This window comes from Candidatus Litorirhabdus singularis, assembly GCF_026262625.1.
GTDB lineage: Bacteria > Pseudomonadota > Gammaproteobacteria > Pseudomonadales > Halieaceae > Litorirhabdus > Litorirhabdus singularis.
Map to the genome: position 1 here is coordinate 942,594 of NZ_SHNN01000002.1, position 25,335 is coordinate 967,928.

The following is a 25,335-nucleotide window of genomic DNA, read 5'->3' on the forward strand; positions in this document are numbered from 1 at the left end:
GTCGCCACTCATGCCTCTTAATAGCGTAGCAGATATCATTGATGACATTCGTCAGGGCAAGATGGTCATCCTCATGGACGATGAAGACCGCGAGAATGAAGGCGATCTGATTATTGCCGCGGAAGCGGTGACTCCGGAAATCATCAACTTTTTCTCCAGTGAAGCCTGCGGGCTCATCTGCATGCCAATATCTGAAGCTCAGGCGCAGCAGCTACAGCTACCACTGATGGTGCGCAATAACCGCTCACAACATGAAACCAACTTCACCGTTTCTATCGATGCCGCCAATAGAATCGGCCCCGGCATCAGCGCAGCACAGCGCGCCCAAACCGTACTCGCAGCCGTCGCCGCCGATGCCAAACCAGAGGACATCATTCAGCCCGGGCATATATTCCCGCTGGTAGCCAAAGCCGGCGGAGTTCTGCGCCGCGCTGGTCACACAGAGGCCGGCGTTGATCTGGCGCGCATGGCCGGCTTTGCACCGGCAGCGCTGATCGTAGAGATTATGAATGAAGACGGCACCATGGCACGGCGCCCAGAGCTGGAGATTTTTGGCGAAAAGCACGGCATCAAAATCGGCACCATTGCCGATATGATCGCATATCGTGCTATGCACGAGCAGTCTGTTGACCTGAAGGACCGCCGTCAGATAGATACCGAATTTGGCGAATTTACGCTATTCACTTTCATGGATGCACTCGACGACATTCTGCATTACGCACTGGTCAAAGGTGAATTCAGCGACGCCGATCCAACATTGGTGCGCGTTCAACACATCAATACCCTGCGTGACATCTTCAGCACACGACTCACCGATGAGCAACCTGGATGGTCATTTCGTCGCGCCATGCAGCGCATCGCTGATGAAGGTACCGGCGTCATGGTTCTGATCGGGCAACAAGAATCCGCCGGACAACAGTTAGAGCAAGTACTGCAGTTTCCTGAGGTACCCACACCCGTTAACTCAACGGCGGAAGACGGTACTTATATCTACCGGTTAATTGGTACCGGCGCACAAATCTTGAAGCAGGTCGGTATTGGGAAAATGCGTGCACTGTCAGCACCCACGCGCTACAACGCTCTGTCCGGCTTTAACCTGGAAGTCACCGAGTTCATAGAGAGCTAACGGCTAACGAAAATTGGGGGTGCGCTTTTCCATAAAAGCCATAATCGCTTCTATATTTTCCGGGCTGCCAGCCTGACGCGCCATACCCTCGTTCTCTGCCGCAAACGCGGCTTCGATATGCGCCCGATGCGGCAGGCGCAGAGTTTGCTTGATTTCCTTGAGTGCATTGACAGGCCATTGTGCTATTTCAGCGGCCTTTGCCATTGCCTGAGGTAACAGCTCATCGTCGGCGTAACTGCGCGCCGCAATGCCGGTAGACACGGCGCGCTCGGCATCGATCCACTCTGCGGTATAAAACAGCTCTGCAGCGTTCTGTGCTCCGATATTAGCCTGCAGCATATAACTGCTGGCAAATTCCGGCACCAGGCCCAAGTTCGCAAACGGCAAGCGCATCCGCAAAGTTGAGCCGACATAGCAGATATCCGCATGAAACAATATGGTCGCTCCACCGCCAACTGCAACACCGCGGGCAGCACCGATCCAGGGTTTGCCAAAATCTGCGACCGCACGGGCGCAGGAATCAAACGGATGCTCGCCCGACTCTGTATCGGGGTCGCCACCGCCGAAACTGGAAAGATCAACGCCCGCGCAGAAATTGTCTCCCGCGCCTGTCAGCACCAGACAAACTACATTGTCATCCGCCTCAGCGGCACGAAACGTCTCACGAATTTGCACCCACATAGCATCATTGATCGCGTTTTTCTTTTCTGGACGATTCAGGGTGACCAGCAATACGCCGTCACGGTTTTCAGTCAGTACATAATCTGTCATGGGTTTTCTCCGCGGTCGCGCTACTAACTATGAAAATGAACGATATCGGCGAGCCCACCGCGATCGGTATGACAGGAGTTTACGGGGGCTTCCTCTACTTCGTAGCCAAAAGAAATACCAAATAGCAGTTTATTGCTGGCATCAACCTCCAGCACCTCACGCACCAGGTCGCACTGAAAACTCAGTGCTGTCTGCGGGCAACAGGCTGCACCGTGAGCCACCATAGATAACATCAGCGTCTGCGCATACATACCCAAATCACAGGCTTCGCGCAGACCTAAAGGTGCGGGCAGAAATAGAAAGGCTACATGCGGCGCGTCAAAAAAAGTGAAGTTACGCATGAAGCTGGCCTGACGTTTTTGTTTCTCTTCACGTTTGATCCCCATGGAATCATACAGAGCTTGCGCTGAGCCATATTGACGCTCTTTGTAGACCCCCTCATAAACACCGTCATAGGGGAAGTCTATGGTCATCTTGCCGGCCATAAAGTCTGCGGGCATGCGCTCGCGCAATACCTCCAGACGTTCGCCGGACGCGACATGTACCTGCCATGGCTGCGTATTACAGTTGGAAGGCGCACGCAGAGCAGCACTGAATATCTGCGCCAGTAGTTGTTCGCTCAGTGGCTCGGGCTTAAAGGCCCGCACCGACTTGCGTGCTGCAACAACTTGGGAAAATTCTTTGGCCAGTTCCGTCATTAAATTACTGCTCCAGATTCCTTAAGGGTAGCTATTGTAGCTTCAGTACAGCCGATTTCCTGCAATATTTCATCAGTATCGGCACCTGGACCTACCGGCAGGCGACTGATCTCTCCGGGGGTGCGACTGAACCTTGGCGCTGGCGCGGTTTGAGTAAAACCGGCGATATCGACAAACGACTTGCGGGCGATATTGTGTGGATGCGCAGGCGCTTCAGAGATCGATAACACCGGTGCGAAACAGACGTCAGTACCTTCCATAATCTGTGTCCACTCGTCGCGACTGCGAGTCATGATGATGGTGGCTATCTTTTCCTTCATAGGTCCCCACTGGGTCTTGTCGAACTGCGCAGCAAAGTCGACCTCACCTGACTCCAGCCCCAGCTTCTCCAGCAGCAGCGCGTAAAACTGCGGCTCAATGGAGCCAATAGAAACCCACTCGCCATCACTACATTGATAGGTATCGTAATAGTGCGCACCGCCGTCCAGCATATTGCTCTGACGACCACTGTCTTCCCAGAGTCCCACACCCTGAAAACCCTGCATGCAGGCCATCAGAGAAATCACGCCATCGGTAATCGCTGCATCTACCACCTGACCCTTGCCCGAAACAGAGCGCTCGAACAACGCAGACAGTATTCCCATAATCAGATACATGGAGCCGCCACCAAAATCACCCACCAGATTTAGCGGCGGTACCGGTCCAGAATCCTTACGGCCAATAGCGCCCAAGGCCCCCGTCAATGCAATGTAGTTAATGTCGTGTCCGGCAGCATGAGCCAACGGGCCATCCTGCCCCCAGCCCGTCATGCGCGCATAGATCAATTTGGGATTGCGCGCTAAAACCACATCGGGACCGAGACCCAGTTTTTCCATCACACCAGGCCGATAACCTTCAGTCAATACGTCAGCGGATTCGAGCAACTTCAACAGCGTGTCGACACCCTCTGGCGTTTTTACGTTAATAGCTATGGAGCGACGATTGCGCTGCAACACATCCCCGGGGGCGCCATCGGCGCTCATGGCACCACCTACCGGTCTATCGACACGAATCACCTCGGCACCAAGATCAGATAGCAACATGCAGGCAAACGGGCCGGGGCCTATACCTGCCATTTCAATCACTTTAAGGCCTTTCAGTGGTCCTGCCATAGCCAAGTTCTCCGGTTACTCGCCGGTAAAAACAGCGGGACGCTTTTCTTTAAAAGCGCGCATGCCTTCACGTGCATCGCTAGAGGCAAAGACTGGATTGGCAAGCTCGTCGGACGCGACCATGGCATCTTCCTCACTCATGCATTCCTGGTGCTCGCGCAACGAGCGCACCACGGCTTTGACCGCCAGCGGTCCATTCGCGCAAATTTTCGCGGCGATTTTTTTGGCCTCAGCCAAGGTCTGGCCTTTATCGACAATACGATTAATCAGACCGAATTCCAGTGCCTGCTGTGCGCTAATATGCTCACCACAAAGCAGAATCTCAGCCGCCAGGCAGTAAGGTATTTGACGCCGTAGGCGAACCGTTGAACCGGACATGGGATATAAACCGCGAGCCACTTCAGTAACACCGAAAATGGCATCCTCAGCCGCTACCCGGATATCGGTGCCCTGCAAAATTTCAGTACCTCCGGCCAGGGCATATCCCTCTACCGCCAGAATCAATGGCTTGTTGGGGCGATTGTCTCGCAGCAAAGCTTGCCAATGAATATTAGGCACGCTCCCCATCAGCTCCATAAATTCTTCAGTGGAGCGATGCTCACCGTCAGCGCCTGCTTTGAGATCCATGCCCGCGCAAAAAGTATCGCCGTTGGCGGTCAGAATGGCGCAGCGCAAGTCGTCATCTTCGTCCAACAGTCGCCAGGCTTTATACATGCCCAACAGCATCTCGGGGCTAAAGGCATTCTTCGCTTCAGGGCGATTAAGGGTCACGATCAGTACGTTGCCGTCCTGCTCAACGATGCAATTGCTGGTGCTGATATCCAGTTCAGCCATGATGCTATTCTCCCGTTATCTGATTGTTGTGCGCACTGATCTAGCCCACCAGAAACTGGCCGCCTAGCGCTATTTCCTTTGCCTTTGGGTAAGCTGGCTTACCACTGGGGGCACGAGGGATTTCAGCCACTACGTGCAGTTCGCGCGGTATCTTATAGCCTGCCACGTGCTTACGAGCCTCATCTTGCAATTCCGTTAACGTCACGGTGTTATCGCCACGCAACGCCACCACCGCCGTCACCTTGCTGCCAAAACGTTCATCAGGCGTATCAACGACTAAACAGTCAAATACAGCCGGATGCGCTTTAAGTGCTTCCTCGACTTCTTCCGGGAATATTTTTTCACCGCCGGAATTAATGCAGTTGGAACCGCGGCCATAGATCGTTATCGACCCGTCTTCCTCCAACCGTGCCTCATCGCCGGTCAGCAACCACATCTTGCCGTCCACGTTGACAAAAGTACGCGAGGTTTTTTCGGGGTCGCCGTAATAACCTACCGGGATATAGCCTGAACGAGCAAAGATACCCATCTCTCCGGGCTTGACGTGGCTATGAGGAACGCCCTCTTCATCGGTAATAACGTCCATGAAATCTGACTGCGCAACATTGCCCAGACCTTTCTCCTCAGATTTCTTTTCCCCGCTGTCAAAACCCATATTGCCCGACTCGGAAGACCCGAACGAGTTGCTAATAAAGACGTTGGGAAAGTGATCGCGAAACTCCTGCTGCTTTGACACTGAGAATACCGCGCCACCAGAACCGACACTGAATACCGAACTCAAGTCCCAGCGTCCGGGGTTGGCTTTAATAGCATCCAACAACGGTATCCCCATCGCATCACCGACAATGGAGATTGAATTTACTTTCTCACGCTCGACGATGTCCCAGACGGCAGCGCCGTCCAATGAGCGATCGGGGTTTAGTATGACGCTGTTACCTGCCAGTAACTGGATACAGGCATACCACCAGCAGGCGCCATGCATGAGCGGAGCCAGTGCCATACCCACGATCGGAAAATCACCAATGCGCGCAGCGATTTGCTCTGGCGCTGTAATCGGTCCGTCGGGATGAAACCAACCACCGCCACCCAGCGCGGCAAAAAAGAGATTTTTGTGCGGCCACATAACGCCCTTGGGCATACCCGTGGTACCGCCGGTATAGAGTAGAAACAAATCGTCGTCGCTGCGCTCGCCAAAGTCTGCCGCCTGACTCTGACCAGTCAATGCAGTCTCGTATTCCACCGACCCAATGCTGTCCAGATCTTCACCACTGGCATCAGCCACGGCGACAAAGACATCCAGCTCCGGTACTTGCGCCCGAATTTCAGCAATGTGCGGCGTAAATTCCTGATGATGAATAACGGCGACCATATCCGCGTTATTAAAGATGTAACTCAGCTCTTCCTGCACATAGCGATAGTTGACGTTGACCGGCACGGCGCGCAACTTAAAGCAGGCCATCATGCCTTCGAGGTACTCGTTACAGTTGTACATATAGAGCCCAACATGATCACCAGGCTTTACTCCACGTTCGCGCAGATAGTGGGCCATCTGATTGGCGCGGATATCCAACTCGGCAAAACTGGTGCGATCTTCACCGCACACCAGTGCATCGCGATCCGGGACCTTTTGCGCCACCATTTCGAACATATCAGCAAGATTAAATGCTTTTTTCATCAAATTACCCCTTGTCTGCGCTAACAACCCACATGGCGAAAAACTGTGCGCCGCCACCATAGGCATGACCCAGCGCAGTCCGCGCGCCTTCTACCTGATGCGCTCCAGCATCACCACGCACCTGACGCGCGGCCTCGGCAAAACGAATCATGCCGGAGGCGCCAATGGGATTCGACGAGAGTACGCCACCGGAGCAGTTCCAGGGAATATCCCCGTTCTCGTCCAGTGATGTCGCGCCTTCCATAGTAAGTTTCCAACCTTTGCCCTCTTCGGCAAAACCGAGATTTTCCAACCACATGGGTTCGTACCAGGAAAACGGCACATACACCTCGGCACAATCGAAGTCCTTTCTCGGGTTGGTGATACCAGCCTGGGCATAGACATCCGCAGCACAATCTCTGCCTGCCTGCGGGCTGACCTCTTCCCGGCCGGCATACATAGTAGGCTCACTGCGCATGGCAACACCGCGAATCCAGGCCGGTGGTTTTGGTGACTCGGATACCAGCGAAGCATCTGCTATAACCATGGCGCAGGCACCGTCTGAGGAAGGACAACTCTCCAGAAAACGTATCGGATCCCATAGCATCGGTGACTCTTCTACCTTGGCCATCGTTATATCAGGAAGCTGAAGATGCGCGAGCGGGTTGCGAGCGCCGTGCAGGCGATCTTTGGTAGCCACTTTAATACCGACATCGTACGGCGCACCCGAACGGCGCATATACTCACGGATAATCGGCGCAAAATAACCACCGGCACCGGCATTCAGATGCGGCGAGAACGGATGCGGACTGGATAGCGCCCACATCGCATTCGACTCAGACTGTTTCTCAAATGTTACAGTCAGCACGCGTTTAAACGTACCGCTCTGCACATGCGATGCAGCCACCAATGCTGTCGAACCACCTACCGATCCGGCCGTATGCACGCGCAACATGGGTTTGCCATTAGCGCCCAGGGCATCCGTCAGATATATTTCAGGCATCACAACACCTTCAAACATATCCGGCGCCTTACCGATAATCACCGCATCTATATCATCAAAACCCAGCCCTGCATCCTCCAGCGCTTTAACCGCCGCCTCGCGCAGTAAGCCCGCGATCGAAACATCGCCGCGTCGGGTTTGGTATTTGGTTTGGCCTATGCCGACCACTGCTGCCAAATTAGCCATTACGCTGCCTCCAAAACCGTGACAAGGTTATGTTGTAAACAAGGACCGCTGGTCGCATGAGCGAGCCCGCGCTTGATATCACCGTTAATGATACGTTGTGCCACCTCGCCAATCCGTGAAAGACCAGATGCCATCATCAGATTACCGGCCAACACGCCGCCCGACGGATTGACCACTGTCTCTGAGCCAAGGCCCAGTGCCCGCGTCAGGATGATTTCCTGATGACTGTAAGGTGCATAAATTTCTGCGACTTCAATGGCGCCATCACTGACACCTGCAACCGCAGCGGCCTGTTCGGTAGAAACCGAGCGAGTCAGGTCACGAGCCCCCAGATTATGCGTTTCGATACGATGATCAATACCACTGATAACCGCATAGGGCTTACCCCATTCACGTGCTTTCTCGACGGTACACAAGACCATCGCTGATGCGCCATCTGAAACCGGGCAGCAATCATGCTTACGCAGCGGCGAAACCCAAGTCTCTTCCGCCAGTAACTGTTCTACAGCCACCTCTCCCTTAAGCTGTGCGTGCGGGTTATTGGCGAGTGCGTTGCGACGCGATCGTGCCACTACAGCCGCCATGTCCGCCTCTTCCATGACACCCTGATCCAGCATCATGCGGGCCTGCATGGCCGCTAGACTGACCGTATCTACCCACAGCGGAGCCAAGTAGTACGGGTCCAGTTGTTGAGACAGCACGGTAGGCAGTTCGCCCGGCGATGACTTGCCGAAGCCATACACCAATGCTGAATCAGCATGCCCCATACGAATTTTCAGAATGGCTTCATACAGTGCCCAAGCCGCGTCCATTTCAACATGGCTTTCCTTAATCGGGGGCACCGCTCCCAGTGCATCAACCCCAAGTACAAACGCAAACGCTGCGCCCTGCTGATAGTCACAGCTCCCGGAGCAGGTAAAATCAACGTCCTGCGCGGTGCTGAGGCCAGCAGCGCCAAGTGCACTCTTGATCACCGGCATGATCAGCTCAACTTCGTTTTTGGCACCAGCGTTGCGCACACAATCCGACTGCGCAAACGAAACTATCGCTATATCCTTCATATTCAGACCTCCCAGCCAGTTACAGGTACTTTGCCAATGCTCTCGCTGGGTACATCAGGTTCGTCTAGCGGTTTAAAGTAGCGAATATTGTCCATAGCGTAATCCCACTCCTCCTGAGGTTTCCAAACTGCCTGCACGCGCTGTCCGCGATGCACGGTATCGTTGTCGCACTCGCTGAGCAGGTGAATAAAGGAAATGTTAGCGCCATCAGGTATCAGGTTGGCAATCACGTAGGGCGGCTGGATGGGGTTACCCGGGATCGGGATGTACACGATAGTAAAAGATTCCACCGTGCACTTGTCAGCTACCTCGACCTCTTCTGTGGTAGCCACACCACAAGCCGCGCAAGAACCCCGCGGCGGTAAATAGACGTTATTACAGGAGGGGCAGCGTTGCCCTACCAGTTTGCCCTGGCGTACCTGCGACAAAAATCGAGCCGTCGCTTCGCCCGCCGTAAAGTGATACTTGAGGTAAATCGGTACTTCGATACCGGTGATCATCTCACGTTCTTCGCTCATGACTCGTCTCCTGCTGCAACAAAGCCGTCTATATCTGTAATGAAGCCGCGCGTCTCCTCAGCCCAGCGCGCAGTCACGCGCATACCAGTACTGACCTCCGACTCAGCACTGGCGCGCAAAACATGCACCATCGGTACGTCGGCTCCGTCCAGCTTGATCAAAGCCCAAGCAAAGGGCACAGCCGACGGATGTGAGTCTCTGGGCTCCTTGACCCAGCACCAGCTGACCACTTCTCCGCTCTGCCCAACCTCGACGAACTCCGAAAGCTCCTCTGCTGTGACCGGGTCATACTCCATGGGTGGCACATAGACCTTGCCATCGCTGCCTTTAATACCAACGATGATCCGGTCACGCAGATCTGTGAGAAAACGGCCCACAACGGGGCCCGTAGAGCGGGTATAGGTAAATCCCAGCTCAAAATCCTGACTGAGTAGCTCCGGCTGTGACATAGGTGCCTCCTGATGATTGACGGCCCGAAAAGGGAGAGAAAGTATCGACCAGCCACTGCACCAACTCAATGGCGCATCCGACCAATTGGCACTGACAAATGTGATCACCGGATGCGTTAGCGGCCATTTTGGTCAATTGACGGTCCTGGAAAGTCCTGGAAGGCCCTATAAGGTCCGCTAATTATGGGAGCCAGATCACAGATCTGTTGGCTTTTATTGCTAGTCGTAATTTTTTACTTCAATGCATCCAGCGACAGACCTATTCTGAGTGACAAGCTGATCGCAAGGTCGGCATCTGATAACAAAGGTAACAGAGGTTTGTTAACCCATGTACGAGAGAAGTGGCGAGTCACTTGAGTTTCACAGCATTGAAACTGATGAACAGCTGGAACATTTTGCCAGGAAGTTTTTTCGGGTCCGGGTCCGCCACCTGCAGGGTCATTACCTCAGGCTGGGTTCGCTGAAACTGACGATTGCTGATGTTTCTGCCAGAGGTATCAGTCTGGTTTCAGACAAGGTTACCGCTATGGTACTCGGTGACCTGATCTCCAATAGCGAGCTGGTATTGGATCAGGAGCGATTCCAAGGCTTAAGTGGTCGCATCGTACATCACTCTCTGGATGGTGAAGGCAACACTGTCACCGGAATACAATGGCTGGAGCTCAACACTATTACCGAAAAGAGAATGGAAATAGTGGTCGAGAGCTTGCGACAAAAACTGTTCGACGACATCTAAGGACGCCGCATTAATGGCCGATTCCTGTGAAACCCCCGACATGGCACAAAGCGGCGACATCATGGAGCGCCTGTTGTCTGCACAAAGCCGAGATCCACATCCCTCTGCTGCGAAGCTGGATAGCCTGCTCTATCGTGACCCGGCAACCTCCCCTCCAATAGCAATAGCAACCGCTACCGACAACGTCGACCGACCACAAACACCCGACAAAAATCAGGTAGCGCTAGAGGTTAGGGGCACCCGAGCTAATATCCGCATCACCATAGCGGACGTGGCAAGACAGCCGACTACAATGAACAAGCTGGCCGACGTTGCCGTGAAGGCCATAGTCAACGAGCTGCGGAGAGGTATCGTATGAAAGTTATTGTCTGCCCAAAGTGCACTCGAAAACACAAGGTCAACGCTGCATCCTTGCCGCAGGCTGAGATGGTGTTTGCACGATGTCGCGCCTGTAGCCACAAATTCCCGGTACAACTCGACCAGCTGAGGCGTACCGAGGTAGGCGTTAGCTCACCTCAGTCAGGCGCGGGACGAGCAAGAAAAATATGCGTTACGCTCAGCAAAGGCGGGGTCGGCAAAACCACCACTGCCGTCCATGTCAGCGCTGCATTGGCCGAGTCAGGCAAGCGCGTGTTACTGGTAGATACTGACACTCAAGGACAAGCGGCGTATATGCTGGGGCTAAAGCCCAAAGCAGGCTTGACCGAGCTGCTCACTGGCGAACTTACGGCCGAAGATGCGATCACCCCGGCACGCGATAATCTGTGGCTGCTGGCAGGTGGACGCTCATTGGCAGGTGCGAAACGTATTATCGACAAAAAAAGCTTCGGTAGCGAACACACGCTCGCTGAAGCTCTGGCCGGCATCGATCGTCAATTTGACTTCATTATAATTGACACATCACCAGGCTGGGACCAGCTCACCGTAAACGTACTGTTCTACGCAGACGAGATCATGATACCGGTAGCGCTTGAAGTCATGCCGCTGCATGGGCTGTCCGAGTTCAGCAAGAGCCTGCAGGCCATCCAGCAGTATCGTAAGGATCTACGAATCAGCTATATCGTGCCCACCTTCATGGATAACAGAGTCCAGCACCCGCAAGAAATCTTTCAGAAACTGGTGGATGCCTACGGCACAAAAATTTCTAAACCCATTCACTATGACGAGCGTTTTAGTCACGCTCCGTCATACGGCAAGACCATCTTTGAGTATGCACCGGAAAGTCGCGGCGCAGCCGACTATCGCGATCTGGTAACCCGCATAGTCTGCGAAAAGATGGCAGCCTGACTACAACTCAAAGCGAAATTTACGCAGCCAGGCTGTTACAGCAAACATAACTGCAGCTGCTACCCAGCCCGCTACCAGCCACTGCAACCCCGGGCTTGGTTGCACGCCACCAGAATCATCTGACACTGGCGAGAATTGGGGCAGATACAATTGCCCCAGCGCTGAACTGTAACTACTCCCCAATACAACACGCTCAACCACGATCAACGCAATGGGTACCAAAATTGCTATCAGCACTGGAGATCGACTCGCCGCCGCGGATGCTAATAGCAGCCACATATAGAAAGGCACAACCCAGAGCAAACCGGTCAGTAGAGCCAAACCTTGCTGCGACCAGAGCTGCAATAGACTAAAGGGCTCCGCCCCCGCTACGGTTACTGAACCCACTACAGAGCCGGAGTCCATCGGCTGATCCCCCGTACCAAGGAGCAACCACAGCATCCCCTGACTGAGGCAGGATGCAAACAGGTAAATGGCCGGTGCCAGCAGTACCGCTACCAATAGCTTGGACCCAAGTTCCTGCCACTCAGCAACCGGCATCGACTTAAAGAACAAGATGCTGCGATCGCGCCGGTCGTTATAGAGCGTACCCAGCAAGTAGATAGTGCTAATCAATATCAACACCCATACAAACAGCAGGTGTACCAAAGGCAATAACACGGTGAGCAGACTGCCAGCATCAGGGGCACCCCCAAGTTGACCACCAACCGGACCTGTCGCTCCAGGCAGAGGCTGTTTACCAACCGCAGCACTGTTACCAACCTCTATCGGTTGATCAACCGTAACCGAGATGCTGACATTATTGCCGCTACTGGAAACCCAGGCGCCCACTTTATCCAGGTTAGTAGTCAATATCTGCTCGGCAGCGAACATCCCCAACAATACGATCAAGACCTGCGCCAACACCAGTATCGCAGGCGTTATTAGCAGCATCGTACGGTGCTCTGCAAATTCCCTTCGCAGCAGCCCGCGCAGCCGAACGCTGCTAGTAGAGATCACTGAGATTTGCCCATGCCGAGCTTGGCTAGAAATATGTCCGCAATCTCCGGCGCACGCAGCCTTCCCAGCGCAGCCAGTTCCTCTGCATCACCATCTTCAAACATCAGCACTGTACCTGCTGTGGTAGCGCGCTCGCTAATGGGAGCCCGTTGTCGAGCGAGTTCCAGTTGCTCTGTGGTCACTTCAATTTCAATGTAACGCTCGGCAAGTGCAGCTAAGGGCTGGTTCAAAATAACTTTACCGGCGTCCATAAACACCACGTCAGTAAGAATGCTCTCTACCTCCTCTATATGATGAGTAGAGATGACAATGGTGCGCTGATCATGGTGGTAGTCTCTCAAGAGTTGATCAAAGAAACGTTTTCTAAACAGAATATCAAGACCCAAGGTAGGCTCATCGAGAATCAACAGCTTCGCATCAATGGCCAACACCAAAGCCAAATGCAGTTGCACAGTCATACCTTTGGACAACGTGCGGATCTGAGTCTGCGGCGCAATGTTGGTATCTGCCAAAATTGCCTCCGCGCGCGAGCGATCAAAGCGTGGATGCACGCTGGCGGTATAATCCAACAGCTGGTGCACTCGCATCCACCGCGGCAATACCGCGGTGTCTGCAATGAAGCACACCTGCTCCTGCACACGGTGACGCTGCCGCCGAGGGTCACGCTGCATAACCAGAAGGTCGCCACGGCTGCGCTCTAGTCCAAGCAAACAGCGCAGCAGAGTAGTTTTACCGGCGCCGTTGGGGCCCACCAAACCAGTAATTGATCCTGGCTTCAAGGTAAGGTCTACGCCATCGACCGCCCGCACGGAACCGAAATGTCGCTGCAGAGATCGCGCCTCTACCACCGCGTTCGTGCCAAACTCCTGATTCATTGGTTCACCCATTATCAGCCCGCTTTAAGGGCAACTTGCATATTGCCTGCAATGGACGCCGCCACGCGCTTCGCACGCTCCGCTTTAGGTCCCGCCCAAGACTGATCTACGCTGTCCAGAAAAAGCTGCAACCAGCGCGAGAAATCGTCCGTGGTTAACAATTTTTTGGCATTAAGCTGACGATGAATATTCATAGTATGCCGCTGGTAATCGCTGCTACCGAGCAGGAGTTTGGCCCAATAACGTTTTATATGCGGCAAGTGCACTTGCAGATCGACCTGAGCCACGTCAATGAATATAGGCGCCAGTTGTTCATCCCGCAACAAGCCGGCATAGAAACATTCTACAAGTTCGTCAATGCGTTGCTGAGTATCCAGGTCCGGCATTGCCACCACTATTTCTTACGCTTGTTTTTCTTAACATGCTGCATGAGTTGGCGCTTACGCTGGATCTGACGACCGGTCAGCTTGTTGCGCTTGTCCGCATAGGGGTTGTCCCCGGTCCGGAACTCAATACGCACTGGCGTACCTGACAGTTTGCACTCACGGCGAAACACTTTTTCCAAATAGCGCTGGTAAGAATCCGGTATTTTGCCAGTCTGGCTACCATGAATAACGATGAGCGGTGGATTCTGGCCACCCGCGTGCGCATAGCGCAGTTTAATCCTGCGTCCATTGAGCATCGGCGGCGGATGATCCAAAACAGCGCCTTCCAGTACTCTGGTGAGATGGTTTGTCGACAGCTTGCGGGTCGCAGATTCATGGGCGGCGTTAACAGATTTGTACAAGTGGCCAACACCAGTTCCGTGCAGCGCGGAAATAAAGTGAATGTCAGCGTAGTCAATAAATTGTAGTCGTCGCTCCAATTCAGAACGAATACGGTTCTTGTCGTGACTCTCAAGCCCGTCCCACTTATTGAGGGCGACCACCAAACCACGTCCGGCTTCAATAGTCTGGCCCAGCAAATGCAGATCCTGATCGACCACACCTTCATGGGCATCCATCAACAAAACCACAACGTGAGCGTCATCGATGGCTTTAAGCGTTTTTACGATAGAGAATTTTTCCACCGTTTGCGATACATTCTTACGACGCCTGATACCTGCGGTATCGATCAAGGTGTACGCGATACCGTCCCGCTCAAACTCAATGTAAATGCTATCTCTTGTAGTGCCAGGGTGGTCGAATACCACCAGACGTTCTTCGCCCAACATGCGATTAATCAAGGTTGATTTACCCACATTGGGTCGGCCAATCACCGCAACCCGCACGCTACTGTCGCGCGCCTGCTCGGCTTCAGCGGTTGGCAGCGGGAACGACGTCAGAGCCTCCTCTACCAGCGCCTTAACACCGCGTCCGTGGCTCGCGGCGATTGCGTAAAGATTCTCCACGCCAAGTCCGTAAAAATCGACCAGCGCTATATCTTCGTTAATACCGTCAACCTTGTTCACGACTAGCAGGAATGGCTTGCTGGCGACGCGTAAGCGACGCACCAGCATTTCATCTGCCGGCGTTAGCCCGGCGCGGGCATCTACTAACAGAAACACCACATCGGCTTCATCAATCGCTGCCTGTGATTGCTGCGCCATATGGCTGTCAATGCCATCTTCCTCGCCGCTGATACCGCCAGTATCGATGGCAATAAAGGGGCGTTCGCCGATACGACCCTTACCGTATTTACGATCACGGGTAAGCCCCGGCAGGTTAGCAACCAGGGCATCGCGACTTCGCGTAAGTTGGTTAAACAGCGTGGATTTGCCGACGTTGGGACGCCCAACCAAGGCGATTACGGGAATCATGTAAAACTAACGCTTCGCAAACTAATCATCTAACCCCGTCACTCGATAGGCAACAAGCTTTCCCGAATTGGTATACACGTACAGAATATTACCTTCTGCCAACATACGTCCTCGGACACCCTTACCATCAACTTTAATCCGTCCGACAAACCGACCGTCTACCTGATCGAGAAAGTGCAGATGCCCTTCAAGATCGCCCACGACAACATAACCCTTAACTGCTTTGGGTGGACTCAGACGGCGGTTTTCCAGCGACGGTTGCTCCCAGCGCACGCCCTCACCATTGCGATAATAGGCAACCACTGAACCGGCAGAATCAGACACGTATATGTTGCCAAAACCTTGATCAAGACCCATATAGCTGGACGCATCCTGCTGCCAAATTTTACGCCCGGCGGAAATATCGATCGCCACCAGTCGTCCCTGATAACTGGCCACATAGAGCAAATTACCCAGCAGCAACATTTCACCGTCAATATCCACAATCCGATCTATTTCTGATCGTCCCTGGGCAACGGCAACGCGGGCCTCCCAACGCATACCACCAGTATTCAGATCAAGCGCTACCACCTTGCCGGTGGCCAGTCCTGCAATAACAATCCTGTCGGCTATGATTGGCGTGCTGGTGCCGCGCAGTGTCAGCACCGGAAGGTTGCTATCGAATACCCACAACTCCGCACCATCGCTGGCGTCCAGTGCCCGCAACTTACCGTTGTAGGTCTGCACTACCACAATCCGTCCGTCACTTTGCGGCGCGGCCAAAATTTCGCCGTCAAGCACGACGCGCCATTGCTCGCTACCATCACTGGCATCCAGTTTAATAACTGATCCATCACTGCTACCGAGCAATACGCTATCGGGGCCAATACCCACAGCGCCGGTTATCGGCTGATCAAGGTCCTGCTTCCACAATTTTTTGCCGTTGCTTTTATCCAGCGCCAGCACCAGACCATCAGTGCTGGCTGCATAGATAACATCGCCACTGATAACCGGTGCCAGATTATTAAAAATTTTGCCCTGCCCTTTGCCTACACTGCTACTCCAGACACGGTCGGCTTTCATTTCAGGCTCAAATTCAACCAGTGGCGCAGGCTCATTCGCATCGTCGTCATCATCAGCAAACCAGCCTTTGACGGTACTGCATCCACCGCTTAAAAGCAGGCTCGTGATCAAGACCAACCCGGCCACGCGACGAGTGTTACTCATTATCTCAGTCTTCACTGGTGACCAACTCCGGAATGGTAGCCTGCGGCTCGCGCAACTGAGCGATCGCCTGCAGCTTCAGTTCCAATATCGGGGCTGTGGCGCCGCTGTCGAGTTGCAGCGCGGCAGCGCGCCGATAGGCCTCTACCGCGGCGTCCAGATTACCCAATTGTTGCTGAATATCGCCTTCCGCTTCGGCATAGGCTGCGCTATACGTACCGACGTTTTCACCACGCAACATGGATAGCGCGGAATCAGGATCGCCGGCGGCGGCGACAACTCTAGCCAGGCGCAACTGCACCACCCGTTGCATATCAGTATCCGGACCACTATTTAGAACCCAGCGCAGCTCAGCCTCAGCGGTGACCAAATCTTCTTCACTAACCGCCAGCTTGGCCAAATGCAGTGCCGCGAAATGTGCGTACGTAGTGCCACTGAAATCTGTCTTAAGCGTGCCTGCAAGATGCCTGACGGTAACCTCTTGCTCGGCGCTGGCAACATTACCGCCAGAGACGTTAATGGCATCAAGCATGCTTTGGTAAACCGTCGATGCGGCTTCCGCCTGCTCGCCAGTGCGCTGCTGCCAGCTCTGCCATCCCAAACTACCGGCCAGGGCCAGAACGATAACAGCAATGGTAGATTTACCATTATCCTGCCACCACTTCTTCAGTGCCTCTACTTGTTCTTCCTCAGTACGAAATTCTTCGGCCATTAGTGCTCCCTCAATAACTCATCAATGCGACTCGCGAGTGCCTGCTGCGAAATCACTTCTTGCTGCCCGTCGCCAGCGGCGCTGCGCATCTGTTTTAGTCCAACCGTGTTTTGCTCTACTTCATTGTCGCCAAGGATCACCGCCAGACGAGCACCGCTTCGATCAGCTTTTTTTAGCTGACTCTTAAAGCTGCCACCGCCGCTATTGCAGTGGATATGATACTTTGAATCAGCCGTACGCAATGATTCAGCCAAGCGCAAAGCTGCCACTTCGGCATCAGCACCCGCTGCTACAAAATAGATGTCAGCGGCAGGGTTCTCACTTACCTTGCCCAGCCCTTGTAGCATCAATACCAGCCGTTCCATGCCCATAGCAAAGCCCGCCGCTGGAACCGGCTTTCCGCCCAGTTGCTCTACTAAACCATCGTAACGCCCACCGGCACAAATAGTACCCTGAGCGCCCAAGGCATCAGTCACCCACTCGAATACCGTGCGATTGTAATAGTCCAATCCACGCACCAGACGCGTGTTGACGGTGAAAGCGATACCGGCAGCCGTCAGGAATTCTTGCAAGCGAGAAAAATGTGCTTCAGATTCAGGGTCCAGATAGTCACGCAAGTCTGGTGCGCCATCGAGCAGCGCCTGCGTCTGTTGATTTTTACTGTCCAATATACGCATTGGGTTGGTCTGCAAACGACGCTGACTGTCCTCGTCCAACTCATCTACATAGTCATTCAGATAAGCCACCAGAGCTTCTCTATAACGTTGCCTCGACCCCGAGTCACCAATAGAATTAAGCTGCAAATGCACTTGGTCTGTTAGCCCCAGCGACTCCCAAAGTCGGGCCGACATGCACACCAATTCGGCATCCATATCAGGCGAAGCCACGCCAAAGCTCTCTACACCAATTTGATGAAACTGACGCTGCCTTCCCTTTTGCGGACGTTCGTATCGAAACATGGGCCCGGCGTACCAGAGTTTGGTGGTGCTTGCCGCCAGATTGTGTTGGCAAACTGATCGCACACAGCCCGCGGTACCCTCAGGCCGCAGTGTCAGACTCTCGTCATTGCGATCCGGAAAGGTATACATCTCCTTTTCGACGATATCGGTGACCTCACCAATACCGCGATGAAACAGATCCGTGAACTCGACCAGAGGTAAGCGAATTTCCTGATAGCCGTAGCTCGAAACTACGGCGGCAACCTGCCACTCCAGATACTGCCACAACGGCGTCTCCTGCGGGAGGATATCGTTCATGCCGCGAACTGAACGCACATTTTTCACTCGATCATATCCTGTCAATTCCTGGCAATAATGCTGTCGTCTTCAGCAACGCGCTGCTCTTCCAGACGTGTTGCACGTTGACGAATAACTTCTTCAAGATGATCGATGAAGTCTTCATTGCTGACTTTATGGTCCGGCTCACCATCGACATAAATAAGATTACTGGGGCTGGCACCCGTCAGACCCACGTCGGCTTCGCGTGCTTCGCCTGGCCCATTGACGATACAGCCAATAACGGCAACATCCATGGGAGTGCGCACATCCTCCAGGCGCACCTCCAACTCATTCATGGTTTTAACAACATCAAAGTTCTGTCGCGAACAGCTGGGGCAGGCAATAAAGTTGATGCCGTTAGAGCGTAACTGCAGCGACTTGAGAATATCAAAGCCGACTTTAATTTCTTCCACCGGATCAGCGGCCAAAGACACCCGTATGGTGTCTCCGATCCCATCCATCAGCAGCATACCAAGGCCAACAGAAGACTTTACCGTACCACCGCGTAAGCCACCTGCCTCTGTAATACCCAGGTGCAGGGGTTGTTCAATCTGGCTGGCGATTAACCGGTAAGCATCTACAGCCATAAACACCTGAGAGGCTTTAACGCTGAGCTTGAAATCTTGAAAATCGAGCTTGTCGAGTATATCGACATGACGCATCGCCGATTCCACCAATGCTTCCGCCGTGGGCTCACCGTACTTTCGCTGCAGGTCTTTACCCAGAGAGCCCGCATTCACACCAATGCGAATAGGTATGCCTTTATCACGGCAGCTCTCAACCACGGCTCTGACGCGATCGTCACGACCGATGTTGCCAGGATTAATGCGCAGACAGTCGACACCGTACTCGGCAACTTTCAGTGCAATCTTGTAATCAAAATGGATATCCGCGACCAATGGCACGTTAACCTGGCTGCGAATTTTCCGAAACGCCTCGGCAGAATCCATATCCGGAACCGAAACGCGAACAATATCAGCACCAGCGTCAACAATACGCTGAATCTGGCCAACGGTTGCCGGCACATCGCAGGTATCCGTATTAGTCATGCTCTGCACGCTAATGGGTGCATCACCACCCACTGCTACATCGCCAACCATGATTTGACGTGACTTGCGGCGCTTAATTGGAGATTCAGTGTTCATTATTCACCTACCGTAAATCTGGCAATCACCCGGCCCGGGCGACGTTTTATGGGTACCGCTTCGCCCAGGTAGGTCAGAGTTACCATTCGAGCATCTCCTACCAGCACATCAAAGGGCGCCTCTCCACCAACCTGCAGAGTATTCCCCGCATCATGCAGGTTGGCGTAAATCAGCTCCGCAGCAGCATTTCGAATTTCTATCCAACAGGCACCCGAAAAGCTGAAATTTAGCAGCGGGCCAGACTCAACAACCACTGGAGACAACATATCCGGAGCCTCGGCAGCCGGGTTTTCTATTGCTGCCGCCTGGATCGGAGGCTCAACCGCAGTGCTCTCGGATAGAGGTTCCGGCTCTGAACTCTGCTCCTGCAGGGGCTCTGACCCTGACCCCAACTCCAAGCCCTGCGCTTCGATAACAGCGTCGCTTGCAAGCTGCTGCTCAGTCATCTCACCCAGCGGCAGCGGCGACGTTGGCTCGGCGCCCGCCTCCTGCACAGCCGTTACGGCGGGCACTACTATCGGCTCAGCTTCGTCACCACGCAGATACCACAACAGAGCAACCAACAGTAATGCTGCCATAATACCTGCGGGAATAGCCGGCCCCAGCTTCTGTACCTGCGGAACCGCACGTTTAACACGTCGAGTGCGAGCTTTGTCGGCTTCATCGACATCAGGCAATGCTTCATAAGCTTCGATCAGATCTACTTCAGAGACACCAACCAATTTGCCATAGGCCTTGAGATAACCGCGTCCGAAATTAGGGTTACGCAGTTGGTCGAAACGATTGGACTCGATGGCGCCAACGTAATTGGGCAACCAGTTGAGTCGATCCGCCATTTCTCGCTGCGAGATGCCCTGGGCCTCACGTGCAGCCGATAGTAACCCGCCAGGAGCGCCTGAAGACTGCGCTGCTTTAGTGTCAGAATCCTCCACGCTGCACCGCTTTTTCGTAAGCCTGAAATTCCGCCGAGTCAGGATACATATTGCGCAAGGCAAGACCATAGCTCGCCGCTGCATTAGGGTCATTCAGCTTCTCAGCCAAGCGCACCCCTAACCACAACGCGCGCGGAGGCTGGCGTTTCACAATCGATTTATAATAATCGTAATAGCGCTCCGACAGCGCCCAGTCTTCGGCGCGGAACTCAATATGCGCGAGCTCCATCAGCGCCAGCGTATTGGTTCGATCCATCGTCAGTGCACGCTGAAGCGCGTCACGCGCACCAGAGTCATTCTCGAGCGCCAGTCGGCATAAGCCAAGATTCAGATATGCCCGAGGCCGCGACTCGTAGAGCGTATCCTGAATCACTATCTCCAACTGTTCCTCAGCATCGTCAAAGCGCTGCTGCTGGTACAGGAAGGCCGCATAGTTATTACGCGCCCTGGAAAAATCGGGTTCCTGCTCAAGGGCGCGCCGAAAGTGCTGTTCGGCGAGCTCATATTCACCCGTGCTCTGGTAAACCAGAGCAAAGGCTTCGTTAACTTCAGGCGCGTCAGGATCGATCTCAGCAGCCAATTTCAGATTGCGCTTGGCGTCCTCCCAATTCTGTTCACCAATATAGCTACGCGCCAGTGCCACCCGGCGCGTCAGCGCTGCTTCTGGCGATGCCTCGGAGGTAAACACTTGTCCTTCCTGAGTAACGCATGCCGGTAACAGCACTAGCAAACACGTCAGCACAGAAAACCTCAGCAACACCTTTATGAACATGCTCATCCGACTGTTACCACCTGTACCTGGTTGTTATTCTGCCTGTGCCGCTCCGCCCGTCGCGTACGGTCTACCACCTGCCCCACCAACTGGCCGCAAGCAGCATCAATGTCGTCACCGCGGGTTGTTCTCACAGTGACAATAAACCCGGCATCTACCAGCACCTGCCAAAAACGTGACACCGCGTTACCGCTTGGGCGTTCATAGCCGCTTTGTGGAAACGGGTTGAACGGAATCAGATTGATCTTGCACGGGAAATCGCTTAGCAGAACTGCCAGTTCGCGCGCCTGATCCGGCTGATCATTAATACCCGCCATCAGCGTATATTCAATGGTCACCACGCGCTTTTTGTCAGTCTGACTATCAATATAATTCCGACAGCTCGCCAGCAGTTGAGCGATGGGGTATTTGCGATTGATGGGCACCAGTTGATCACGTAACTCATCGTTGGCAGCGTGCAGAGATACAGCCAGCGACACTTCACTGCACTCGGCCAGCTTATCCAACGCTGGCACCACACCGGATGTACTCAGCGTTACGCGACGTTTGGAGATGCCATAGGCAAGATCCTCCATCATCAAATCCATCGCGGCGACTACATTGTCAAAATTAAGTAGCGGTTCACCCATGCCCATCATCACCACGTTGGTCACAATCCGGCCATTGCCGGACTGAAACGCATCGTAGGACTTGATCGCCAGCCAAACCTGACCAATGATCTCCGCTGCAGTAAGATCGCGCTGAAAACCCTGCTTGCCGGTAGAGCAAAAACTGCAGTCCAGACTACACCCTACCTGCGAAGAAACGCACAATGTGGCGCGTTTGCCCTCAGGAATGAGCACTGATTCGACCAACCCTCCGCCCTCAACCCGAATCGCCCATTTGCGGGTGCCGTCAACAGAATCCTGCTGGCTGACAATCTCCGGGGGGCGCACTTCAGCGATCTGCTTGAGCGTTTCGCGAAAGCTCTTGCTGAGGTTGGTCATCTGGTCAAAGTCATCAACCCCCGCATGGTGGATCCACTTCATCAATTGCTGGGCGCGAAAAGGCTTCTCCCCATGTTCGGCACAGAATTTCTGCATCCGTTCAAGCGGCAAGCCCAGCAGGTTGATGCGCTCAGCAGTCATAGCCTAGCGCTCGCAGATCTCACTAGCGGCGAAGAAATAGGCTATTTCACGCGCCGCAGATTCCGTGGAATCTGACCCGTGCACCGCGTTGGCATCAATCGATTCGGCAAAATCTGCCCGAATAGTGCCGGCGTCAGCCTCTTTTGGGTTAGTGGCACCCATCAGTTCACGGTTCTTCAAAACCGCATTTTCGCCTTGCAGCACTTGCACACACACAGGTCCTGAAGTCATAAACTCTATCAGGGCGGGAAAGAACGGACGTTCACTGTGCTCAGCATAAAAGCCACCGGCCACTTGCTCGCTCAATTGCAGCATTTTTACGGCCACAATTTGCAAGCCATTTTGCTCAAAGCGATTGTAGATTTCGCCCACTACGTTTTTGCCGACAGCGTCAGGTTTTACAATCGACAGGGTGCGCTCAACAGCCATTTCCAATATCTCCGTACAGTCAGTAGAACGGCCAGCGACGGATGCCGCAGGTGCGACAGGCCGATGACCTTGAATTAACCGGCCGATTATAGAGATTTTATGCGAATCTTTCACCCAAAATAAGCATTTCAGGCGAACTCATTTGACTTGGAAATCAGTGGTTTAGCTGTTGGATCTCAGCTTGCTTCCTCAATCCACGCGCCCTGAATAGCCTCAAGGATTTTCTCGCCACAGCGATTGGGGTCATCATCGAAGCCTTCCAGCTCCATTACCCAGCGGCGAAGATCAACAAAATTGACCGTCAACGGGTCGGTTTCCGGGTATTTCTCCGCCAATTCAATAGCGATATCCAACACATCTGTCCACACCAGACTCATAGCGACTCCTTAATGACGTTCCGAAACCATATTGATCGTGTAACGCGGAATCTCGACCACCAGATTCTCGTCATCGACTATAGCCTGGCAACTCAAACGGGAGTCCGGTTCCAGCCCCCAGGCCTTATCAAGATAATCATCTTCGAGCTCATCCGCTTCGGCCAAAGACTCATAGCCCTCACGAACGACCACATGACAGGTGGTGCAGGCACAGCTCATTTCACAGGCGTGCTCGATATCCACATGATTACGCAACAAGGCCTGACAGATGGTTTCGCCGCTGTCCGCCTCAATCACAGTCCCCTCGGGACATAATTGTTCATGCGGTAAAACTACAATCTGTGGCATCAGTCGGCCTCTCCCAGTTGATCCAGTTGCGCCACCGACAATCCGGTCAACGCCTGTTTAATACTTGCATCCATTCTTCTTGCTGCGAAAGATTCGCTGGCGCGGGCAAGACTGTCAGTAGCCATCTTAAGCGTCTGAATGTCGTCTAGCTCCTGCCCCGCCGCCAGTGCCGCCATTTGTGCCAGCAACGCCTCGCGCTCAGCCGTTTCAAGCAGCGTAGCGCCATCCTGATCGAGCGCACTTTGCAAATTCTCCAGCAGCTGCCTGGCGTCCAGCCGCTGCTCGGCCAGCTGTCGTGATTGCATGTCTTCTGCTGCAAACTCCCAGGAAGCGCGTAACATCTCTGCTATTTCGTCTTCTTCCAGACCGTAGGACGGCTTAATGGTAATCCCTGTCTCTACGCCGGTAGTTTCCTCACGTGCAGACACGTTTAACAGTCCATCAGCGTCTACCTGAAAAGTAACCCTGATTCTGGCAGCACCGGCCGCCATAGGCGGTATATCGCGCAGCTCAAAACGTGCCAGTGACCGGCAACCCTCTACCATTTCACGCTCGCCCTGCAGAACATGGATAGACATCGCCGTCTGGCCGTCTTTATAAGTGGTGAATTCTTGCGCCTTGGCGACCGGGATGGTCGTATTACGTTCAATGACGCGCTCCATCAAGCCGCCCATTGTTTCCAGGCCCAGAGACAATGGAATCACATCCAACAGCAACATATCGGAATCTGGTTTGTTACCTACCAGCACATCAGCCTGTAATGCGGCCCCCACTGCCACTACCGTATCAGGATCGATATCTGCCAGTGGCTCTCTGCCAAAAAACTCAGACACTGCGGCCCTTACCAGAGGCACCCGGGTAGAGCCCCCCACCAGCACCACACTGTCGATATCCGTCGTCGCCACGCCAGCATCTCGCAGCGCCCGCTTGGAGGCGAGAATAGTGCGCTTGACCAGCGGCTGAACCAAACCCTCCAACACCTCTCGTGTCAGGGTTAGCTCAGGCAATCCGGGGACAGTAAAATTAACCTGCTCGACGTCTGAAAGTGCTTGTTTAGCGGCGCGCGCCGCCGTCAACAGTGCTCGCGCCTGAGCGGGCTCTGGTTCCTGCAAACTGTATTCTTGCTGCGCCCAGGCGGCAATCAAGGCGTCGAAGTCATCGCCACCCAAGGCGCTATCGCCACCGGTCGCCAACACCTCAAACACACCTCGGTCCAGGCGCAGAATCGAGACATCAAAAGTGCCGCCCCCAAGATCATAAACCGCGACCACACCATCATCGCCGCTATCAAGTCCATAGGCTACCGCTGCAGCCGTCGGCTCATTCAGCAAACGCAGCACTTTAAGCCCGGCCAGCTGTGCAGCATCTTTAGTCGCCTGACGCTGCGCATCATCAAAGTAAGCCGGAACCGTGATCACCACGCCATCGATATCGGCACCAAGGGTGTTTCGTCCGCGCTCTGCCAGTACATTCAAGATGGCCGCAGAGGCTTCAACTGGCGTAATTTCACCGGCGCTGGTTAAAAAGCGCACCTGCCCCTCCTCGCCTCCGCCTAACTGATATTCTGACCCGGCCACATCATTCCGCGAGCGCCCCATGAAACGTTTAACTGATTGCAGGGTATCCAGCGGGTACTCGGAGGCCAGTGTCAGCGCAGCATTACCTACCTGCGGTACGCCTTGCGCCGAATAGTAAACCACCGAGGGCAACAGCATATTGCCAGCAGCATCCGGCAGAGTTTCCGCGCTGCCACTGCGGACACTGGCGACTAACGAGTTTGTGGTACCCAAATCGATGCCCAGGGCATGCTTACCCTCGTGCGGCGCCGCCGCTTGTCCGGGCTCAGAAATTTGTAGCAAGGCCATGT

28 protein-coding genes are annotated in these 25,335 nt (G+C 54.0%); 4 read left to right on the forward strand and 24 right to left on the reverse strand.

What is annotated here, in order from left to right; translation table 11 throughout:
- Positions 1–10: 10 nt before the first annotated feature.
- Positions 11–1,126, forward strand: a complete 1,116-nt coding sequence (gene ribB, locus EYC98_RS12740) for a 3,4-dihydroxy-2-butanone-4-phosphate synthase (protein ID WP_279245719.1) — start codon at positions 11–13, stop codon at positions 1,124–1,126.
- A gap of 3 nt (positions 1,127–1,129) precedes the next feature.
- On the opposite strand, the gene EYC98_RS12745 is transcribed toward ribB, so the two are convergent.
- The 9 genes from EYC98_RS12745 to EYC98_RS12785 are packed head-to-tail and all read right to left on the reverse strand — an operon-like array spanning position 1,130 to position 9,451.
- Positions 1,130–1,897, reverse strand: coding sequence for an enoyl-CoA hydratase/isomerase family protein (locus tag EYC98_RS12745; RefSeq protein ID WP_279245720.1), 768 nt, complete (start codon positions 1,895–1,897; stop codon positions 1,130–1,132).
- Positions 1,898–1,920: 23 nt separating this feature from the next.
- A complete protein-coding gene (locus tag EYC98_RS12750) occupies positions 1,921–2,595 on the reverse strand; it encodes a nitroreductase (RefSeq protein WP_279245721.1) in 675 nt (224 codons plus the stop codon).
- A complete protein-coding gene (locus EYC98_RS12755) occupies positions 2,595–3,746 on the reverse strand; it encodes a CaiB/BaiF CoA transferase family protein (RefSeq protein ID WP_279245722.1) in 1,152 nt (383 codons plus the stop codon). The genes EYC98_RS12750 and EYC98_RS12755 overlap by 1 nt, the downstream gene beginning before the upstream one ends.
- Before the next feature lie 15 nt (positions 3,747–3,761).
- Positions 3,762–4,580 (reverse strand): crotonase/enoyl-CoA hydratase family protein, encoded by an 819-nt coding sequence (locus tag EYC98_RS12760; protein WP_279245723.1) that lies wholly within the window; start codon positions 4,578–4,580, stop codon positions 3,762–3,764.
- Between the two features lie 40 nt (positions 4,581–4,620).
- Positions 4,621–6,255 carry an acyl-CoA synthetase gene (locus EYC98_RS12765; RefSeq protein ID WP_279245724.1) on the reverse strand — a complete coding sequence of 545 codons (1,635 nt, stop codon included), beginning with the start codon at positions 6,253–6,255 and terminating at the stop codon, positions 4,621–4,623.
- Between the two features lie 4 nt (positions 6,256–6,259).
- On the reverse strand, positions 6,260–7,423 hold the full coding sequence (locus EYC98_RS12770; protein WP_279245725.1) for a thiolase domain-containing protein: 1,164 nt from the start codon (positions 7,421–7,423) through the stop codon (positions 6,260–6,262).
- The gene (locus EYC98_RS12775) at positions 7,423–8,484 is read right to left on the reverse strand and encodes a thiolase domain-containing protein (RefSeq protein WP_279245726.1); all 1,062 of its coding nucleotides are present in this window, start codon (positions 8,482–8,484) and stop codon (positions 7,423–7,425) included. Before EYC98_RS12775 ends, EYC98_RS12770 begins: the two co-directional genes overlap by 1 nt.
- A gap of 2 nt (positions 8,485–8,486) precedes the next feature.
- A complete protein-coding gene (locus EYC98_RS12780) occupies positions 8,487–9,002 on the reverse strand; it encodes a Zn-ribbon domain-containing OB-fold protein (protein ID WP_279245727.1) in 516 nt (171 codons plus the stop codon).
- Positions 8,999–9,451: a Zn-ribbon domain-containing OB-fold protein gene (locus EYC98_RS12785; RefSeq protein ID WP_279245728.1), complete on the reverse strand. Its 453-nt coding sequence runs from the start codon at positions 9,449–9,451 to the stop codon at positions 8,999–9,001. Before EYC98_RS12785 ends, EYC98_RS12780 begins: the two co-directional genes overlap by 4 nt.
- A 328-nt stretch (positions 9,452–9,779) precedes the next feature.
- Here EYC98_RS12785 and EYC98_RS12790 point away from each other — a divergent pair, with 328 nt between their 5' ends.
- From EYC98_RS12790 to EYC98_RS12800, 3 genes are read left to right on the forward strand one after another with little or no spacing between them, the layout of a single operon-like run.
- A complete protein-coding gene (locus EYC98_RS12790) occupies positions 9,780–10,187 on the forward strand; it encodes a PilZ domain-containing protein (protein WP_279245729.1) in 408 nt (135 codons plus the stop codon).
- A gap of 13 nt (positions 10,188–10,200) precedes the next feature.
- Positions 10,201–10,545 carry a hypothetical protein gene (locus tag EYC98_RS12795; RefSeq protein WP_279245730.1) on the forward strand — a complete coding sequence of 115 codons (345 nt, stop codon included), beginning with the start codon at positions 10,201–10,203 and terminating at the stop codon, positions 10,543–10,545.
- Positions 10,542–11,474: an AAA family ATPase gene (locus tag EYC98_RS12800; RefSeq protein ID WP_279245731.1), complete on the forward strand. Its 933-nt coding sequence runs from the start codon at positions 10,542–10,544 to the stop codon at positions 11,472–11,474. Before EYC98_RS12795 ends, EYC98_RS12800 begins: the two co-directional genes overlap by 4 nt.
- Here the strand turns inward: EYC98_RS12800 and EYC98_RS12805 are convergent, their stop codons facing one another.
- From EYC98_RS12805 to hscA, 15 genes are all read right to left on the reverse strand, one after another.
- Positions 11,475–12,407 carry a hypothetical protein gene (locus tag EYC98_RS12805; RefSeq protein ID WP_279245732.1) on the reverse strand — a complete coding sequence of 311 codons (933 nt, stop codon included), beginning with the start codon at positions 12,405–12,407 and terminating at the stop codon, positions 11,475–11,477.
- Positions 12,408–12,469: 62 nt separating this feature from the next.
- Positions 12,470–13,360, reverse strand: a complete 891-nt coding sequence (locus EYC98_RS12810) for an ABC transporter ATP-binding protein (RefSeq protein ID WP_279245733.1) — start codon at positions 13,358–13,360, stop codon at positions 12,470–12,472.
- A 2-nt stretch (positions 13,361–13,362) separates the two neighbouring features.
- Positions 13,363–13,734: a group III truncated hemoglobin gene (locus tag EYC98_RS12815; RefSeq protein ID WP_279245734.1), complete on the reverse strand. Its 372-nt coding sequence runs from the start codon at positions 13,732–13,734 to the stop codon at positions 13,363–13,365.
- An 8-nt stretch (positions 13,735–13,742) separates the two neighbouring features.
- Positions 13,743–15,146 (reverse strand): ribosome biogenesis GTPase Der, encoded by a 1,404-nt coding sequence (gene der, locus EYC98_RS12820; RefSeq protein WP_279245735.1) that lies wholly within the window; start codon positions 15,144–15,146, stop codon positions 13,743–13,745.
- A gap of 21 nt (positions 15,147–15,167) precedes the next feature.
- Positions 15,168–16,352 (reverse strand): outer membrane protein assembly factor BamB, encoded by a 1,185-nt coding sequence (gene bamB / locus EYC98_RS12825; RefSeq protein WP_279245736.1) that lies wholly within the window; start codon positions 16,350–16,352, stop codon positions 15,168–15,170.
- A 4-nt stretch (positions 16,353–16,356) separates the two neighbouring features.
- Positions 16,357–17,061 carry a YfgM family protein gene (locus EYC98_RS12830; protein WP_279245737.1) on the reverse strand — a complete coding sequence of 235 codons (705 nt, stop codon included), beginning with the start codon at positions 17,059–17,061 and terminating at the stop codon, positions 16,357–16,359.
- Complete coding sequence (hisS, locus tag EYC98_RS12835; protein WP_279245738.1) at positions 17,061–18,344, reverse strand: histidine--tRNA ligase; 1,284 nt, start codon at positions 18,342–18,344, stop codon at positions 17,061–17,063. The genes EYC98_RS12830 and hisS overlap by 1 nt, the downstream gene beginning before the upstream one ends.
- Before the next feature lie 14 nt (positions 18,345–18,358).
- Positions 18,359–19,483, reverse strand: a complete 1,125-nt coding sequence (gene ispG, locus EYC98_RS12840; protein WP_279245739.1) for a flavodoxin-dependent (E)-4-hydroxy-3-methylbut-2-enyl-diphosphate synthase — start codon at positions 19,481–19,483, stop codon at positions 18,359–18,361.
- On the reverse strand, positions 19,483–20,415 hold the full coding sequence (locus EYC98_RS12845) for a RodZ domain-containing protein (protein WP_279245740.1): 933 nt from the start codon (positions 20,413–20,415) through the stop codon (positions 19,483–19,485). The genes ispG and EYC98_RS12845 overlap by 1 nt, the downstream gene beginning before the upstream one ends.
- Entirely contained in the window at positions 20,402–21,193 is a 792-nt protein-coding gene (gene pilW, locus EYC98_RS12850; protein ID WP_279245741.1) for a type IV pilus biogenesis/stability protein PilW, read from the reverse strand. The genes EYC98_RS12845 and pilW overlap by 14 nt, the downstream gene beginning before the upstream one ends.
- Positions 21,190–22,314 (reverse strand): dual-specificity RNA methyltransferase RlmN, encoded by a 1,125-nt coding sequence (gene rlmN / locus EYC98_RS12855; RefSeq protein WP_279245742.1) that lies wholly within the window; start codon positions 22,312–22,314, stop codon positions 21,190–21,192. The genes pilW and rlmN overlap by 4 nt, the downstream gene beginning before the upstream one ends.
- Positions 22,315–22,317: 3 nt before the next feature.
- Positions 22,318–22,743: a nucleoside-diphosphate kinase gene (ndk, locus tag EYC98_RS12860; protein WP_279245743.1), complete on the reverse strand. Its 426-nt coding sequence runs from the start codon at positions 22,741–22,743 to the stop codon at positions 22,318–22,320.
- Positions 22,744–22,919: 176 nt separating this feature from the next.
- Entirely contained in the window at positions 22,920–23,120 is a 201-nt protein-coding gene (gene iscX / locus EYC98_RS12865; protein ID WP_279245744.1) for a Fe-S cluster assembly protein IscX, read from the reverse strand.
- Positions 23,121–23,129: 9 nt separating this feature from the next.
- The gene (gene fdx, locus EYC98_RS12870) at positions 23,130–23,468 is read right to left on the reverse strand and encodes an ISC system 2Fe-2S type ferredoxin (RefSeq protein ID WP_279245745.1); all 339 of its coding nucleotides are present in this window, start codon (positions 23,466–23,468) and stop codon (positions 23,130–23,132) included.
- Positions 23,468–25,333, reverse strand: a complete 1,866-nt coding sequence (hscA, locus tag EYC98_RS12875; RefSeq protein WP_279245746.1) for a Fe-S protein assembly chaperone HscA — start codon at positions 25,331–25,333, stop codon at positions 23,468–23,470. The genes fdx and hscA overlap by 1 nt, the downstream gene beginning before the upstream one ends.
- Between the last annotated feature and the right edge of the window lie 2 nt (positions 25,334–25,335).